The following is a 16,039-nucleotide window of genomic DNA, read 5'->3' on the forward strand; positions in this document are numbered from 1 at the left end:
CCACCGCCGCTACGAACGCAAGGCCGCCCATTTCCTCGCCTTCGCCAGCATCGCCTGCACCCTCATCTGCTACCGCCGAGTCGCCAAATGAGATGGCTTCTAAGCAGGATCCGCGTGACGCACTAAGCAGGATCCGCGTGACCGACTGAGCGGGACGGCGTGGCCCGCTGCGTGATACGCAGCGGGCCACGCCCCTTTTGTCCCTTCCGGTCGGCTTCCCCACGGCGTGCTGCCGGGGGGCTGCGGACCGGCGTGGGACGTGCTCGACGAGTGGGCCGTCAGCGGGCTGCGGCCCGCGGTGGTGACCGCCGACGCAGGCCAGGGCGCCGACGCGTCCTTCCGGGCCGGCCTCGACGAGCGAGCGGGCTGTGGCCTGCATACGGCAGGGCGAGGGCGACGCCCGGATGTTCGGCTTCCACGTGGCCTCGTGCGGCGGAGCGCCACAAGCCGATCACCTTCCGGCCAGAGGCCGCGCAGCCATACCCCGCCCGCGAGCAGGGTGCTGACGTGGGCAAGAGGATCGTCGCCCGCAAGCGGAGCATTAACATCGACACGACCGGTCTGATGCCGACGGTGCTGGTCACCGCCGCCAGTACCCAGGACTCCGTCGCCGGCGAACATCTCCTCCACCGCATCGCCGCCGACCACCCCGGCATCCGCAAGGGCTGGGCCGACCGCAGCTACCGCGAATACCTCGTCGGCCACGCGCCGCCCGCCTCGGTATCGACCTCGAAGTCGCCCGACGCACCCCCGGCACCAAGGGGTTCATCATCCTTCCCCGGAGGTGGGTGGTCGAGCACACGCTGGGCCGGCTCATGCACCACCGCCGCCTGGCCCGCGATGGCGAAGCCCTCCCCGCCCGCTCCACCGCCATGATCTGCATCGCGATGATCGCCCTCATGACCCGCCGCCCCACCCACGAATCCACACCAACCTGGCGAGGAGCCTGAAGCACCCTCACATGCCCACCCCGGAGCCGGCCGAAGGATGCCCGCTGGTGCCGATTCTCGTGTGGTTGTGGGAGGCGCTGCGCGGTACTCGCTCTGTGGAATGGCGTGAGCAGGCGACTCCCGAACAGCCTCAGGCGGTACGCGGTAGCTCTCCGCCGCGGACCGCCGTACGCCCGTGAAACGATGCCAATTCCGGGCGAAGCAGTGGGTCGCCGGTTCTCCGAGCCAAGTGGTCGTCCTGGGCGGGGTGTTGATGGTTTGGGTGCACGGGCCGGACTGCGCAGGTGAGGGCGGAGGTTTCTGAACCCCCGGCGGACGAGGGCCGGGGCGGGCTCGGTGGGCTTCTCCCACGGGCGGCGGAGGTCGGCGGCGGCCTCGCGGGTGAGACGGAGCTGGGTATGCGCCGCGATCACTGGCCGCCGCGTCGTGTCCCTGGGCATGCCTCACGTCCGGCAGACTTCCCCCGACCTTCGACGGGAACGACCGTGACCGCGCAAACCGCGGGAATCGTGCAGGCCCGCCGCACGGTCACCGCCCGCCGCCGAGAACGCGCACTCAAGGCCCTGGATGCCGCGGTCCAGGCACAGGACGAGATCAACGTCTCCGGCATCGCCCGGCGAGCAGGCGTCGACCGCACCTCATCCACCGTCACCGTCACCGCCACCGCGACCTCCTCGGCATTATCCAGAAACGGGCGGCGGAGCCGCTTCCTCCCGGCCCGGAGACCGTGAGCCGCCCCCGCCGATGGCCGACCTCGTCAACGCGCAGGATCGAAACACCCGCTTGGCGGAGGAGAACCGTCTGCTGCGTGAACGGCTGTCCGCAGTCCTCGGCGAGAAGATCTGACGCGAGGCCGGACTGGGTAGTTCGGCGCCAAGTATCGACCAACTCCATTCCCACACAACTGAGTTGGAGCAAGAGACGGTCGAACTGTGCTGCCACCTCGAAGAGTGCCAGGAAGACCTCGACGCTGCCCGGTCTGTCAACCGTGAGTACATGGCTCGACCCAACGGTCCGGCTGAGCCTCCGAATGAGAGATCAGTGTGCAACTGACTTCGCGGGCCGGTGGAGCTTCGTTGAGGCCCGAGAAATCGTTGAGGCCCGGAGAAATCACGGTGTGGCGTTCACTCCACCCCGAGCCTGCCTCAGGAGTCGCCCGTGAGGCCGATCCGGCCTCGTGATGCGGTGGGCGACGGCAGGTAGTCGTCGACGGTCATGGAGTTGTAGAGGCGTGTGCTCTTGGTGGTGAGGCGGAGGAGGGCTCGGCTGGGCCCCGCGGGCAGGGCGGAGATCAGGCGAGCACCGTGGGTCAGTCCCCGCACACCGAGGTGTGAGGTGGGGATCAGGGTCTTCGCCGCGCTGAGCGCGGCCGTGCGGCTGCCGCGCACGTGCTCCGCCATCGCGCGCTCGTAGGCGGGGAAGGCGCGCTCGTGGTCACCGCCCGCCCGTGCCAGCTCCCCGGCGAGGACGTACGCGCCGACGACTGCCAGGCTGGTGCTGCCGCCGACGGCCGGGCCGGGGCAGTAGCCCGCGTCGCCGACGAGCGTTACCCGTCCCCGCGACCAGGTGTCCATGCGGATCTGGGTGATCGAGTCGAAGTAGAACGCCGGGGTGCGGTCGAGCTCGCCGAGCCAGCGGTCCACGTCAGGGTGCATGCCGCCGAACGCACCGCGCAGCAGCTCCTTCTGCCGGGGCACTTCGTGGTGGTGGTAGTCGAGCTCGCGCTCACTGCGGAACAGGAACAACGCCCGCGCGTCCCCGAGGTGCCGCGCGCCGTAGATGCCGGCAGTGCGGCCGACGCCGACATGGATGACGAGCTCGCCATCGAGCCCGGAGAAGTTCGGCAGGGTCAGCACCCCGAAGTACGCCCCGGCGAAGGCGCTGAAGCGGGACTCCTCTCCGAAGACGAGGCGGCGCACGTGGGAGTGCAGCCCGTCCGCGCCGACGACGAGGTCGAAGCGGCGCGGCGCGGTGTTCTCGAACCGCACCTCGCCATCAGGTGAGATCGCGGTGATCGAGTCGTCGAAGATGTACTCGACGTCGTCGCGCGCGGCGTCGTAGTAGATCTCGCTCAGGTCGTCACGCATGACCTCGACGTGCCGGTCGGAAGCGGCACTGAAGATCTTGGAGAGGCCCACGCGGACGGGACGCCGTGCCTGTTCCCGGTGGACGGTCATCCGGTTGGTGCCGGTGGCCCGCTCCTCGATGCGCGGTAGCACACCCATCTTCTCCGAGATGTTCATCGCGGGCCGGAACAGGTCGACCGCGTGGCCGCCGGTCTTGCGCAGAGGCGGCGCGCGCTCAACCACCGTGACGCAGAAGCCGTGTTGGGTGAGCCAGTACGCCAGCACCGGGCCGGCGACACTGGCGCCGGAGACGAGAATCCGCATGACACCCCTCCTTGTCATTCAGTCCACCCGCACGGCGTGGATCGTGGTGAAGGCCGGCAGGGGAGTTGCGGACCGTGGGGGATCCTCGAGTACGGGTGTGTGTCCGAGACTGGGCAGTAACTCGACTTTCGAGCCCGGACCGACGCGGTAGTCGGCGCGGCAGAAACCGGTGCTCGCGAACCGGCGGATCTCCTTGTCGGCGGCAGCCACTGCGAAGGTCCGATGGGGGCGGACTGCGGTGCGATGAAGGCGTCCAGGCTGGGGCCGGTGTTGATGAGCGCGAGCGCGGTCACCAGGTCGGGTCGCTGTTCGGCAAGGGCGGTGGTGACCACGCCGCCGCTGGAATGGCCCACGACCACGGCATGCTCGACGCCGAGTCGGTCCAGTGCCACGTTGACCCGGTGTGCCTGGCCCGGGAGCGCATAGCTGCGATCGGCCGGTTTGGCCGACCGGCCGTGCCCGAGCAGGTCGATCCGGATGACGCAGTGAGATCCGGTCAGCATCGGAACCAGTGAGTCCCACGAGCGGGTCGAGGATGCGGACCCGTGGATGAGCAGGAGTGCGGGGCGTCGCAGGGGCCGTCCTGACACACGTGGATGTCCCGTCGTCCAGTGGCAGGGTCGAACTCTTGGTGGCCTCGGCGCCGCCGTTCACGTGCGGTCCGCCGTCAGAAACAGTCATGAACCCACTGTCGCCGCCGGGCCCCGCCAGCGGATTGGATAAATGTTCCCCTCAGCCGACCCGACTGGCACGGGACGGTGCAGACTCTCCTACATGGTGCGGCTGCGTGGGACGTCGCATGCCCAGACGCTCAACGGTGGTGACCGCGCACGGTCTCGTGGGCGGGGTGGCGGCCAGCTCGTCGGTCTCGTCGCGCCCACGCCGTGATTGAGTCGGTACGCGAGGTCTCGGGTTCCCCTGCCCCAGCGCGGGTTCCCCTGCCCCAGCGACAGCGGGTACTCGCCCGTACCAGGCGAGCGTGACCGCCCTGCCCGGCACCCACACCACCAGGACCGCGACCACCCCCACCTCCGGGGCACCCGGACGCCGGGCTTCGCCCGCGCACAACCAGTGCAAAGCCCGCAGAGCGCGTCGTACGCCTCCCCGTGGTCGAGACCGCCGGCCGCCAGCAACCGGGCCTGGGCCCGCGTCCACTCCCGCACCCGCCCGGTATCGCCGATCCCGTCCAGCAAAGCGAACGCCCGCCCCCGCCCCCGGGAGCGCACCGCGACCGCATCGCACGGGAACTGACGCCCACCCAGCCGCTGCCCTCGCGCGTACGGCAACACCGCCTTCACCGGACAATGCCGCAACGGTGCGGACAGCGAGGGCTATGCCGAGGAGCCGCTGTTCTCACAGCCCGTCAGCAGCGTCCGATGCCCGCCTCCGCTCCTCCTGTCCGTCGGTGTCCGTCAGACCTTTGTTCGGCCGCGGCGTTGACGGAGGATGGCGCAAGAGAGTGGGTCCGCGGCGAAGCGGGCCCCGGAAACGTACCGACAGCAGGAGCGCCTTTTCCGATGCCCGCACATCCCCTACGCCCCGCGCACACCGGTTCCACGTCCGCCGCGGGCCTGGACGTTCCCTCGTTCAAGCCTTCTCTCGTCAAGGCGGTGTTCAGGGATGTCACCCCGCTGCACGTCTCGCGGTCGGCCGCGCGGGCTGCCGCGTCCGTGACGCGGACAGTGCTGACGGACATCATTGACGGCGCGCGGCGCGCGGCGGAGGAGGAGGCCCGAAAGAAGCTGCTGCCCAGGGACCTCGTGACAGCCATCGACCGGGACGTCGAACTGGAGGTGGGAGGCGGGTGGTACGACCACAGCCCTACGTTCAAGGGGCTGACCGGCAACGTGTACGGCGCCGAGGGCGTCGCCGTACACGCTCCCAAGCGCAGCAGGTCGCGCAAGCCGAGTGCCGTGGTGGGCGCGCACAGGTTCGAGGGCGGGGTCAGGAAGCTGCTGCGCAACCGGGGCGTGACAGCTGTCCCGGCGATGGTCCGCGAATTGGACGGGCTCGCGAGCGTGTTCCTGACGGACCTCGCGCGGGACGCGGCCATGGTCGTGCGGGAGGGCGGGATCAAGCGGTTCGGCACGGTCACCCTGATGATGCCGGGCGTTCCCGCTGACACGCGCCCGTCCGTGCCGGAGTCTGTCCTGGCCCTGTCCACCCGCACGGGCGACGGGCGGACCATCGGCAGGGATGACGTCCTGGCCGCCACCACGATCCAGTTGTTCGGCGAAGTCCGGCAGCGAGCCCTTGTTGCGGCACACGGAGCGACAGAGACCGGTTCGGAAGGCTGAGCGGGGGACTACAGGGATCGCCACGGGGCCTGGACGCCGGCATTTGCGCCATACCGAAGCCCACGTAGGACATCGTCGTCTCCCCGACCAGGGGAGACACACAAGACCCCAGCGGACATTCGCCTCAACCCCCTGTTCTCTGTGGCCACTCCAGGATTTCTGCAGCGCCCTGACGAACGGCTGCTTCCGTGGCTTGGAGCAGCCCTTCGCACAAGGCCAGGAAGTCCGGCATCCCGGCACTCCCCGCGAGCGCATCGGGCACCCCTGCCGGCATCCAGTCGCCGAGACTGCCGCCGGCCCCGGCCACCGCCCGCGCAAGCACCTCTACCGAGGCTGCCGGCCCCACCTCCACCAGCGCCTCCGCAGCCTCAAGAACCCCGGCGAACGAAGCGAACGCACTCCCGGCCTGCGCACGCCCTACCCACGAAGCCGACGATGCCTCCGCCAACGCCTTCAGCAATCCGTCCACTACGTGGTGGTCTGCGGGGGGGGGGGGGGGGTCAGTTGGGCATCGTTCATTCGAGCGTCAGTGGCGCAAGCCCGGTGGCCTGGCGGTTGGTACTGCAAGTGGTGCTCGTCTGCTGCTGACGTGACTGACGAAGGGCCGTGTCGTCCTCGTGCAGACCGCTATGGCGGACGCTGGGATTGCGGGCCCGCTCACCTCGCGCACCTGCGTCGGCAGGCGGCGGCGCTCCCCGCCGAGCAGGCGGCCCGCTCCTACCTCACCGACTTCATGGCTGCCGAACTGCCCGACGTGCTTGCCCTGGCGCCCTTGCTCACCGACGCGGAGCGGCGTCAGCGCATCGCGGAGCGGGCCCGCACCCACGGCGGAGCGGCTGGTGGACGTGGTGCTGTCGGCTGTCGCTCCGTAGCGGGCGGGCCTCGTCCGTACGGCGAAGGACAGGTGACAGGTCGGGAACACCGGCCATGTGTCCTAGGGGAGCCCGCGGTGGTGTTCAATGACGGTCCGCTACGGTGAATCGCCTTGTGGAACAGGCGAGTTCGAGGGGGAGAGGACCCGATGCCCACGCTGCTCTACTATCCGCTGGTTCAGCCTCCCCAGGAGATCGTCCACCAGGCGCTGCTGTATTGGGACGGCCTTGCCTCCGTGGTGCCGCGATCGCCCGACGTCTACGCGGGGGCGGTGTCGCCGGAGTTGCATGAACTCCAGGACAAGGGCCTCTACCACCCGCTCTCGCTCGGTTCTTCGTGGGACGCACGCTGGGCGGACCGCCACTTCGGCGCCGCTGGCAGCGCGGCGTTCCGGGTCCTGATGGAGGAGCTCCGCGAGTTGGCCGCTGGGCCGCCTCGCCCGCGAGAATCCTTCCTGGACGCTTCCCTGTACCGCTCGAAGTTCGGCGACGCTAAAGGACCACCCGTACAGCTACCTCCACCACGTGGAGCGAGAACTCGTGTGAGGTGTGCTGCTGATCCGCGCTCGGGTGGCGGTCTGCGCCGCCCTCGATAATCCTGACGCACTCTTAGGGTTGGGCTGACCTGTGAACACCTCGGTGAGCCCCGTTCAGTGGCTGTCTCCACCATGACCGGGTGCGTGGGTTAGGGCTCGTCCGGCGGAACAGCGCTCAGGGGGCGGAGATCCAAGCCCGCGACGGATGTCGAGGGCGCAGCCCCCTCGGCCAGTAGCAGCGTGGTGATCGCGTCGGCTGGGCCGGGCGTGAAGTGCACTTCCCCGCCAGGCAACGGCACCACGTTCCTCGCCCGGTCGGCCGGGATGCCGAGGATCTCGCCCAACCACGCGGCGGATGCTGCCGGTTCAGGTGTTTCGATGACGAAACCGGCCAGGTCGTGCGGCCCGCGCGCGACCCGCCCCGCGCTGTACCGGTCGAGTACGACCTGTCGGTCCGGGGTGTACGTGATGAAGAAGGGGGCCCATGCGGGGGCACCCTGCAGCACGGCTTCGGTGAACGACACCGGTGAGCCTTCACGGGCGAATACATGCAGGTCCACCTTGTGCCCGGCGCGGCGGAGCCGTTCCGTGGTGGCGTTCACGTCCGTCACGTGCGTGGCGAAATTGAGTGCGCCTCCGCCCGCGGCGAGCAGCGCGTCGACGTGCGGCATCCAGGCGGTCATGGCCTGGCCGAAGGGCGAGTTGGTGAACTCGGCGCGGTCCACCACGGTGAGGATCTCGACATAGCGGGCGTCGAGCCGCCAGGCGCCGTTCCGGAAGCCCAGATACGGCGGGTTGGCGTGCGCTGGAAGGCCGGCCGCCGTGTACGCCTCGGTGGCCGACTCAACATCGGGGACGCAGTGCAGAAGGTGGTCGAACTCCGGTGATTCGGGCTGCATTTCACGCTCCTGGAGAGTTCCTTGGGCGGGGATCACGCCACCGACAGTGTGCCTCGCCGCAGTGTCGGAAGCCGGTAGCAGAAGGCCCAGGAGGAGGCCGACGAAACCTGGCGTTGTGGTGATGGGTTGGGGTGGAGACTGGCATCTGGCTTGACCCATCGGACAGTCCCTGGCCCGCGCACTTGTCGCGGACTCCCGCCGACCTGGCGTCCGCGGAAGTACCCAACTGCGCGAGGAATGCGGCGAGCGCGGAGCGGTAGTAGTTCCCCAGACAGGCCGTCAAGATGCGCCTAGCCAACGCCACTTGGGACATCAGGACGCCCTTTCCGTAGATGTCTGGTGCAGGTGTCCGGTGCAGGGGACGCCAGTGCCTCGTCGAACCGTCCGGCGACGTGGCGCACGTCGGCGTTGGTGAGGGCAGGGTGGAACGGCAGGCTCAGGATTTCCCGCCCGATCCGCTCGGTGACGGGCAGACTCCGGTGCCAGGGGGCGAAGGCGGGCTGGAGGTGGTTCGGCGGGTAGTGCACGCCGACTCCGATCCCCTGGTCGCGGAGTATCCGATGGGCCGTGTCGCGGGACGGCACCCGCACGACGCAGGTGAAGGCACCGAGCGCTCCACATCGACGTCCGTCAGGGGCGACGCCGTCGAGCCCGCGCAGGGCGGCAGAATACGTCCGCCACAGTTCTTGGCGCCGTGCGGCGAGGGCGGGGGAACTGTGCCAACTGGGCGGTGCCGACCGCCGCATGGACGGATGACAGGGTGGCGCGGAGGCCGAAACCGCCGACGGTGCAGGTCGTGGTGGTCTGGCCGCCTGCGACAGGGCGATGCCCAGGGTGCGCATCTACCAGAGTGTGCAGGCCTCGTCGGTGGTGCGCGGGGCGAGCGCCCCGCCCTCGATGCATGTCAGGTTCTTGATGGGGCCGAAGCCGAAGCAGGTGAGGATACCTGTCCCGCCGTTCCGCCGTTCCGCCGGCTCCCGGTGTAGGAGCCAAAGGCGCGCGCGGCGTCTTCGTACACGGTGATGTCCCGCGCGTTCAGGACGTCCTGAGTGCCCGTCAGGTCGACGGCCCGGCCTCCGAACAGCCGTTCTGCGCGGACGGTGCGTGCGCAGGACGGCCTCGTTGGTATCAGCTACCTCTGGAGATGTTGTTCGCTACCGTGGTCTACGCAGGAGAATGCCATCCCGGCCTGGGGTACGAACCGCTTGCCCCCAACCCAACGGTGGAGGCAGCGTCGGAGACTGATGGACGAGATCGCTTGGCGCGAACGCTTCGCTGTCGAAGGGGAGTTGTAACAGTACCTCCGCTCCTCGGCACACGAAGTCTCAGTAGCGCGTGCCGATGCCCTGCGCGATGCGTCGCCGGACCGGGAACCGTTGCAGCCGCCGCCCACGCGCTGGGCCGCACCGAGAACACGATCCAGAACACGCTCCACCCTCATCCGGCGAGTCCAGGTGGGAGACGACGGTAACTGCATCACCTTCACGCGAGCGGGAGTGTGTACCCGACCACGGTGACGGCAGCGGGCATTGCGGCGTGTTTCCACAACGGCTTCATGGCTGTGAGTCGGCTTCGGTATCTGGTGCTGAGGCGATTAGGGAATCCTGTTAGGAATGTCCGCGTGTATCGCAGATGGAGCGCAGCACGGAACCTGAAATCCTCTTCTGAGAACGCTGGTTGGAGGTGTCCCCGAAGGGGTGCGCGGACAAGATGCGCAACATGAAGCCGACGATGAAGAGGACGCTCCTCGGCGTAGCACTCGCGCTGGTGATCGTCGGGTACGCGCTACTGCTGTGGCGGGGCCCATGGTGGATTGACGGAGCGCACCTGCGCACGACGAACTTGCAGCCGGCGGATGGCGTGGTCATTACCGGCTTCCGCACGATGCTGGTGGCTGTCGGCGCGGGCGTCGTAGCTGGGCTGGGCCTGTACTACACACACCGCAGCCACCGGCATGCCGAGAAGCTGTACGCGCACAGTCAGGAGCAGTTTGCACACGTCCGGGAGAAGGACCGCGAACTGGCGGAGCTGGCACGCGAGGCGCAGGTCACCGAGCGGTACGTCGAGGCGATCAAGCTGCTGGGTTCGGCGAGCATGACCGAACGGCTCGGCGGGATCTACTCGCTGGAACGCATCATGCGCGACTCGGAGAAGGACCACCAGACCGTCGTCGAAGTCCTTGCCGCTCACATCAGGGACTTCGCGGAGTCGCAGGCGGCAGGTGCGGATTCCGTTGAGGGAGTGGGTTCTGCGAAGCGACCACCGCACGACGTCACGGCGGCCTTCGTGGCGATCGGTAGACGACCCGAGCGGCCTGAGGCGTTCCGCACGGACCTGCGCGTCTCGGACTTGCGGGAGGTCAATTTGAGTGAGGCGAACCTTCACCGTGCTGAACTTGGTGAGGCGCGGCTTCAGGGGGCCGTGCTGAGGGGTGCGAACCTGCACCGGGCGAACCTCAGCGGCGCTCGCTTGGAGGAGGCCGACCTGAGCGACGCGAACCTACACGATGCTGACCTCACCATGGCGTTCTTGACAGGGGCGAATCTCCGCGGCGCGAATCTGCACCAGGCCTGTCTACGGCAGGTGAAGCTGAAAGGTGCGGACTTGAGCGGGGGCAACCTTCATGGCGCGGACTTGAGCGGCGCTGTACTCACCGGCGTGGATCTCAGGGGAGCCAATCTGGCGGAGACGCGGCTCTGGGCAGCTTTTGGGTTGACCCCGGAACAACTGGCCGCAGCCCGGATCTTCTCAACGACGGAGCTTCCGCGCGAGTTGGCCGACACCCCCGTCGTCCAAGCGCGCATCAGAGAGTGCGACGCGGAAAGCCAGGGAAATAGGGGGCACTGAGGTCCCCGTGGTTGCCTGTCGGGCCCCCTTCCGTGAAACGGGTGATCAGCCAAGTACTCCTTGACCGGTGGCCACGGCATTACCCTCGCGTTGCCGACATTCATCCACTGCTCGCGCGGCACCGGCCAGGCGGGGTCGGTGTCCGCGAGGTGCGGGGCTCCCTGACGCGTCAGAGACCTGGCGTAGCCCAGTTCGACGGCGAGCCGGGCGATTGTCGGTGAAGGTGACGAACTGCGGCTCCTTCTGCGGGCCTGCCGTGGGTGCATCTTCCCGGAGTACTTGTCAATGCGCCAGTACTCTCCGTTGTCTCAACCCAGCACGAGGCCCCGGCTGTTGGCGTCGCCACAGACCGGGGCTGGAGAAGGCGCGACCCGGTGGTGAGACACCGGGCGTGCCTCAACCCCGGTCCGGTGGTGACACATCGGGCCGGGACATCCGGGCCGGCCTGAGCGAAGCAGGGGCGGGCGAGCAGCCGTGCGGTCGGCGGGCTGATTTCCGAGGCGACCTGACGACTGCTTGCTGTGGGAGTGGCGTCACCAGCGAGGAATCCGTGATGCGCCCCTCGACGTGGCTCCTCCTGGCCGTGCTCGCCCTCATCGTCGGCCACGAACCATGGCTGCTGGACGTCGTATTCGCGATCGGGGCGTGGGGTGGTCGGGCAGCCTGCTGTGTGGGCCGTCGTCCTGGTCGTCCTGGTCGTGTGGTGGGCCCGGAGGCTCATGTGTGGTACGCAATTCGGCGTCGCACCGCGAAGCGGACTGCATCGATCAGTACCACGATCGAGCGATCACGAACCAAGGAAGATCGGACTTGACGTCCACTCAAAGGCGAGTGAGTTCGGCGTATGGACAGCCCGGTTCGGCCGGTTGATGCTGTGGGCCAGGAGCCGCTCCGAGAACCGCTCGGGCAGTTCGGATCGCTTATGGACACAGCTCCGCGTCCCCGGCCGGTGGGCCGTGGTAGTTATGGCGGTAGCGCTCGTGCTGGGCATCTGGCAGACGAGCACCAGGCAGTTGAGCGAGCCACGTGATTCGGCCCCGGCTGCTTCGACCGCGGTTCCCGTGGCTCAACCCACCGCAGCGGCACGCATCACCTTGTGGGCGGTAGTCAGGCAGGACGGTGGTGTGGCGCGGACCCCGGCGTCGTCGGTGTACTGCGAATCGTTCCAGGACGGTACGAGGTGCGCTTCGCCGGTCACCCTGCCCCGGCCACCGGGCACATCGGTCAGCCCCTCTCACTCCTCCTGGCAGCGCCCTTCGTCCACCGCGTCCCGAGCTTGTCCAGCTCGGCCCGGCGTTCGTCGGTGAGCTTGTCGGCCCGCTTGCGGAAGTTCTCCACGATCATGCTCAGCTTCACACTCACCACTTTCACGCCGTCAGCGCCGCTCTGAGCGTCTCCCGGCCCACCGTGCGACTCCCAGGTTGCTCCTCGTGCTTCCTGGGCACGTTCAGGTGCCCCTCACGGGTGTGGAAGGCTTTTGCCGCCCGTAGGTTGAGCCGCCATGTGTCGTCCTGCGTCCGCCGTTTCACTGGCCGTTCCTCCTCCCCGGCCGGTTCGAGTCCGAGGGCGTGTTCCAGGAGGTACTGCTGAACCAGTGCCAGCTGTTCCCAGTCGTACCGGCAGGTCTGCACCTACTTCCCCAAGCCCTCACCCTGGAGCACGAGTTCACCCGAAGCCGCAGGGATCGGTGTCGTCCAGGGCATCGCGCCGTCCCTCGGTCGGGGCTCCGGCCTCCGAGCCCACGGGGAGGCCGGCCTCACGGCGCTCGGCGATCACCTCCGCGACCTTGGCGGCCTTCCTCATGTTCTTCACCCCACCCTGCGACTTCGGCCCGACGCCACCACCGCGGTCCAAGACTCGCGGCCGACCAGTGTTTCGTCTCCACAGCCCTGCACCGGGTATTTGCGTAGCCCAGAACTCACCGGCATGCCCGAACCTGCACTGGACGAACTGGTCGGCCAACTGTCGCAGTCACTTGAGGAGTTACATGAGCGGGCCCGGTTTCAACAGCGAGGGGGTGAGCGAATCCGTGCTCCGAGGGACAAGGACAAGCTGACGACCTTGGGCACGGTGCTGGTCACCGTGCTCTACCTACGCGAAATCGACGGCCGAGACCTTCGTGCCCTCTTCGGAGTCAACGGCAGCACCCTCACGCGGAACCATTGACCAAGTCCAGCCCCTCCTGGCCCGGCACGTCAATTTCCGGCAGGCCCTTAGTAGCCCCGCTCGACCCGCCGCTGCCATTCGGCGCGGGCCGGTGCGAGTTCCTCGGCGAGTGCCGCGCACTCGGCCGCGTCCCGGACCACCCGTGCCGGGAACTGCTCGCCCTCGACGAGGCGCCTCCGGCGCAGATGTGTCGGCGGGTGGGTGGAGTCGGCGCTGTGCCCGCGCAGTTCGGCGAGGCGGCGCAACCGCTGGTACTCCCGGTCGGGCACCGCGAGCATCCGGTCCGCGACCCGCGCCCAGAGGTCCTCGTCCCCGTCTGGCACGGCTCGCTCGCGCCGTCGGCCGCCCAGCTTGGCGGATTGCGCGCGGACGGCGGCACGCTGCACCTCGCCGTCGGCCACCTCGGCCATCAGCAGGAGGTCCATCAGTTCGGCTGCAGCCGCGCCGGAGCCGGCGCGGGCGGCGAACACGTCCGCCAGATACTCGGCGCGCTGGGAGCTGCGCAGGGTGAGCTGGTCGAGTACGACGAGCAGCCCCAGGGCGGCCTTGCGGGGCAGGAAGGTGAGCGCGTTGGCGGCCATCTCGAAGAGGTCGGGCTCGTCGGTCCGGTCGAGCATGGTGAGCCAGGTGGACAGGGAGCGCAGTGCGTTGACGAAGACGATGGAGGAGCGGGTGTCACCGTTGGCGTAGTGGCCCAGCTCGTGGCCCAGGAGCGCGATGCGCTGCTGCGGGGTGGCGGACTCCCAGAGGGCGAGGCCCAGAGTCAGCATTCGTCGCTGCTTGAGGCCGTACGTGGTCACGCTGGCGTTGGCGCGGGCCTCGACCACCACCACGTCCACACTGCGGGTGCCGACGACCTCGGCCACCTCGTCGATCAGCCCGAACAGCCGTGGTGCGTCCGCACGGTGGAGCAGGGGGACGTCCTTGGGCAGCCGGGCCACCCTGGGCCGCAGCACATAGGCGACCGCCAGCACCACCACGCCGACCACGGGCTGCACCACCGTGCTCCAGCCGAGCACCACCAGCAGCAGCCCGCCGACGGCCAGGGCGAGGGTGAGGGCGTGGACCGCCGAGGCGATCAGCAGCGCGAGCGTGGCGTCGCGGCCGCGCCCGGGCCGCGCCCCGGAGCCGTCGCCGGGCAGCGGCTCGCGGAAGAGTTCCTCGCCGTAGTCGTGTGCGAGCCTGCGGCGCAGTGCTTCGATCCGGCCGGGCGCGGACTCGTCCCGCTGCCCGTCGGCGGGGTCCACGTTCCAGCCGCAGGCGGCGCACCAGTCGACGTAGAGCGGGTCCACCGGCACAGTGGACCCGCAGTCCGGGCAGGGCTTAGTAACTGAGTGCGGGTCCACGGCCGCGACGGCCCTCGGCTCGGCGTCGTCCCTGGCTTGGGCGATCGCATCCCCGGCTGCCGGCTCGGCGGCGTCCGTGGCCTGCGCGCCCGCCTCCGCCGCCGTACCGCCACCGGTTCTCGCCCCGTCGTACAACGCTTCCATGTGCCCCTCCTCAGGCAGTCCCTCCCCAGGGCTGCCCCGTGCGTCCGGTGCACTGATGTACATCGGACCGGCAGGTTACGGCACGGGCCGGAAACTGGCTGCGGGATTGGGCACAGGCTCCAGTCGCGCTCGCCACCGTCACGTCCCCCTTACCTGTGGAGCTCCGCTCCTGTACCAGGCCCGGGTGCACAGCACTTCGCAGCCTCCCCAGGGGGAGCTGATGTCGTTGAGCCACCGGTCGGGCAGGTGCCCGTCCCACCGTGCGACCAGAGCGAAGTGTGAGCGGGTGGCAGGCAGTCACAGATCGCCTGTGGTTTTGCGCAAGAGGTGGGAGTAGGAGTTCTTCCGGTACAGAGCTGTCGTGCTGACTTTCCTGGAGCAGGTGGTTGAGGCTGTGAACGGGATCGAAGTCGAAGGGACCGCCGAGAGCGACCGGTGCGGGCGGTTGTGGCAGCAGCTCCCACTCTTCTTCCTTGAGCGGGGCAGGCGGTGAGGTCCGCAGGACGGTGAGGAGCGAATCGGGGCGCGTGATGTTCAGGAGCAGGCGGACTTCCCAGGCAAGCCCACCGCGTCCGCACGGGAACGGGAGAGCGAGCTTGACGAGCCCCCCAGCCGCCACCGCGTGGTGGCCATGCCCTAGACATGGTCGCCCATCCGGTATGCCTTGACGTCACTTGCCGAGACGAACTGCACGGCCGGCCCGGAGCGCCAGCTGACTGCACGCACCGTCGTGGGCGCCGCGAGGGCGGCACCCTCGTGGTCAAGAGGGACGGCCGAGCACAAGAAAGTCCGAGGACAGGTCCGCGAGGGCCCGGAAGACTACTTCCCCGAAGACACGTTGCTGCCGCACGGCCGTCAAGACTGCATCGGCTTCGGCACGCTCGGCGAACCGCTCGACGATGTCGCAGACGGAGGTCAGCAGCACGAATCGGTCCTCCAGCCTCCGCAGGTCCTCATCCATGGGGTAAGGGAAAGCAGCCCCCTCGCCGAAGTCCTTGGTGCTGGTGGAGGTGAAGTACACCGTCTCCTCGGGGTGCGCCCACGCGTACTCGACGGCTGTCAGCCAGATCGGAGTGTCCCGGCCGCCGACTTTCAGCGTGCGTTTTCGAGGAACTGCCCACCAGCGAGAAGTCCCTGGGGCTGGGGATGCAGCGGGAGATGAACGGTTTGCCGGCGTGCCGGCACCTCGTGAAGGAGAACGGGTAGGCGGCGGGCCATCAGGTCGTCATCGCGAAGTGAATCAGGGCTTCTGAGCGGGTCCGCCCGCGCTGCCCTGCGGCACTGGCGAAGCGAATAGCTCCTGGCGCGACCCCGCGAATCGACATCAACCGCATGTGCTGGGATGAAACAACGGGAGAAAGCGACCTCTTACCGAGCAGCACCGACAGCCCGAACAACGGAAACGGCCCGCCGGGGAACGACGGGCCGTCACGAGCGGCGATCGAGGCTAGGGCGTTTCTGATGGCTCTTGGACGGTGTCGCGGAGCCAGATGACGATCGCTGCGACGGTGAGGGTGCCGTTGAAGATGTAGTCGCGTTTGTCGTACCGGCTGGCGACCGCGCGGAACTGCTTCCACTTGCTGATGCACCGC

General features: G+C 68.7%; 10 protein-coding genes and 6 pseudogenes. 6 read left to right on the forward strand and 10 right to left on the reverse strand.

The features are described from left to right. Positions 1–91 (forward strand): annotated as a pseudogene (locus AB0D18_RS40855) (IS5/IS1182 family transposase); the annotation flags it as partial. A 392-nt stretch (positions 92–483) separates the two neighbouring features. Further along, positions 484–950: pseudogene (locus AB0D18_RS40860) on the forward strand (transposase); the annotation flags it as partial. A 206-nt stretch (positions 951–1,156) separates the two neighbouring features. On the opposite strand, the pseudogene AB0D18_RS40865 reads toward AB0D18_RS40860, so the two are convergent. Then, positions 1,157–1,363, reverse strand: a pseudogene (locus tag AB0D18_RS40865) (transposase); the annotation flags it as partial. 72 nt (positions 1,364–1,435) lie between these two features. Between AB0D18_RS40865 and AB0D18_RS40870 the strand changes: the two are divergent. Beyond that, positions 1,436–1,681, forward strand: coding sequence for a hypothetical protein (locus tag AB0D18_RS40870; protein ID WP_362430786.1), 246 nt, complete (start codon positions 1,436–1,438; stop codon positions 1,679–1,681). Positions 1,682–2,095: 414 nt separating this feature from the next. Here AB0D18_RS40870 and AB0D18_RS40875 read toward each other — a convergent pair whose 3' ends face one another. Both AB0D18_RS40875 and AB0D18_RS40880 read right to left on the reverse strand, forming a co-directional pair. Further along, the gene (locus AB0D18_RS40875; RefSeq protein WP_362430787.1) at positions 2,096–3,340 is read right to left on the reverse strand and encodes an FAD-dependent monooxygenase; all 1,245 of its coding nucleotides are present in this window, start codon (positions 3,338–3,340) and stop codon (positions 2,096–2,098) included. 18 nt (positions 3,341–3,358) lie between these two features. Further along, positions 3,359–4,021: pseudogene (locus tag AB0D18_RS40880) on the reverse strand (alpha/beta fold hydrolase). Positions 4,022–4,857: 836 nt separating this feature from the next. Between AB0D18_RS40880 and AB0D18_RS40885 the strand changes: the two are divergent. Further along, entirely contained in the window at positions 4,858–5,637 is a 780-nt protein-coding gene (locus AB0D18_RS40885; RefSeq protein WP_362430788.1) for a hypothetical protein, read from the forward strand. Positions 5,638–7,194: 1,557 nt separating this feature from the next. Here the strand turns inward: AB0D18_RS40885 and AB0D18_RS40890 are convergent. Together AB0D18_RS40890 and AB0D18_RS40895 are read right to left on the reverse strand one after the other, a co-directional pair. Further along, on the reverse strand, positions 7,195–7,944 hold the full coding sequence (locus AB0D18_RS40890) for a VOC family protein (RefSeq protein ID WP_362430789.1): 750 nt from the start codon (positions 7,942–7,944) through the stop codon (positions 7,195–7,197). 290 nt (positions 7,945–8,234) lie between these two features. Beyond that, positions 8,235–8,786, reverse strand: a complete 552-nt coding sequence (locus tag AB0D18_RS40895) for a DegT/DnrJ/EryC1/StrS family aminotransferase (protein ID WP_362430790.1) — start codon at positions 8,784–8,786, stop codon at positions 8,235–8,237. A gap of 868 nt (positions 8,787–9,654) precedes the next feature. Here AB0D18_RS40895 and AB0D18_RS40900 point away from each other — a divergent pair. Then, positions 9,655–10,791, forward strand: coding sequence for a pentapeptide repeat-containing protein (locus AB0D18_RS40900; RefSeq protein ID WP_362430791.1), 1,137 nt, complete (start codon positions 9,655–9,657; stop codon positions 10,789–10,791). A gap of 1,224 nt (positions 10,792–12,015) precedes the next feature. Here AB0D18_RS40900 and AB0D18_RS40905 read toward each other — a convergent pair. After that, entirely contained in the window at positions 12,016–12,147 is a 132-nt protein-coding gene (locus tag AB0D18_RS40905) for a hypothetical protein (RefSeq protein ID WP_362430792.1), read from the reverse strand. 309 nt (positions 12,148–12,456) lie between these two features. Continuing rightward, positions 12,457–12,594 carry a hypothetical protein gene (locus tag AB0D18_RS40910; protein ID WP_362430793.1) on the reverse strand — a complete coding sequence of 46 codons (138 nt, stop codon included), beginning with the start codon at positions 12,592–12,594 and terminating at the stop codon, positions 12,457–12,459. A gap of 99 nt (positions 12,595–12,693) precedes the next feature. On the opposite strand from AB0D18_RS40910, the pseudogene AB0D18_RS40915 reads away from it, so the two are divergent. Then, a pseudogene (locus tag AB0D18_RS40915) lies at positions 12,694–12,985 on the forward strand (ISAzo13 family transposase); the annotation flags it as partial. Between the two features lie 19 nt (positions 12,986–13,004). Here the strand turns inward: AB0D18_RS40915 and AB0D18_RS40920 are convergent. The 3 genes and pseudogenes from AB0D18_RS40920 to AB0D18_RS40930 all read right to left on the reverse strand — a co-directional run. Then, the gene (locus AB0D18_RS40920; RefSeq protein WP_362430794.1) at positions 13,005–14,447 is read right to left on the reverse strand and encodes a M48 family metalloprotease; all 1,443 of its coding nucleotides are present in this window, start codon (positions 14,445–14,447) and stop codon (positions 13,005–13,007) included. Positions 14,448–15,207: 760 nt separating this feature from the next. Beyond that, on the reverse strand, positions 15,208–15,468 hold the full coding sequence (locus AB0D18_RS40925) for a hypothetical protein (protein WP_362430795.1): 261 nt from the start codon (positions 15,466–15,468) through the stop codon (positions 15,208–15,210). Positions 15,469–15,894: 426 nt separating this feature from the next. Next, positions 15,895–16,039, reverse strand: a pseudogene (locus AB0D18_RS40930) (IS5/IS1182 family transposase); the annotation flags it as partial.

Origin of the sequence: Streptomyces sp. NPDC048442, assembly GCF_040651475.1 — a bacterium.
Lineage (GTDB): Bacteria > Actinomycetota > Actinomycetes > Streptomycetales > Streptomycetaceae > Streptomyces.

Coding starts and splice junctions, on each gene's coding strand:
- AB0D18_RS40910 (WP_362430793.1), bottom strand. CDS start 12,594: ATGAGGAAGGCCGCCAAGGTCGCGGAGGTGATCGCCGAGCGCCGTGAG.
- AB0D18_RS40900 (WP_362430791.1), top strand. CDS start 9,655: ATGCGCAACATGAAGCCGACGATGAAGAGGACGCTCCTCGGCGTAGCA.
- AB0D18_RS40890 (WP_362430789.1), bottom strand. CDS start 7,944: ATGCAGCCCGAATCACCGGAGTTCGACCACCTTCTGCACTGCGTCCCC.
- AB0D18_RS40920 (WP_362430794.1), bottom strand. CDS start 14,447: ATGGAAGCGTTGTACGACGGGGCGAGAACCGGTGGCGGTACGGCGGCG.
- AB0D18_RS40875 (WP_362430787.1), bottom strand. CDS start 3,340: ATGCGGATTCTCGTCTCCGGCGCCAGTGTCGCCGGCCCGGTGCTGGCG.
- AB0D18_RS40885 (WP_362430788.1), top strand. CDS start 4,858: ATGCCCGCACATCCCCTACGCCCCGCGCACACCGGTTCCACGTCCGCC.
- AB0D18_RS40895 (WP_362430790.1), bottom strand. CDS start 8,786: ATGCGCACCCTGGGCATCGCCCTGTCGCAGGCGGCCAGACCACCACGA.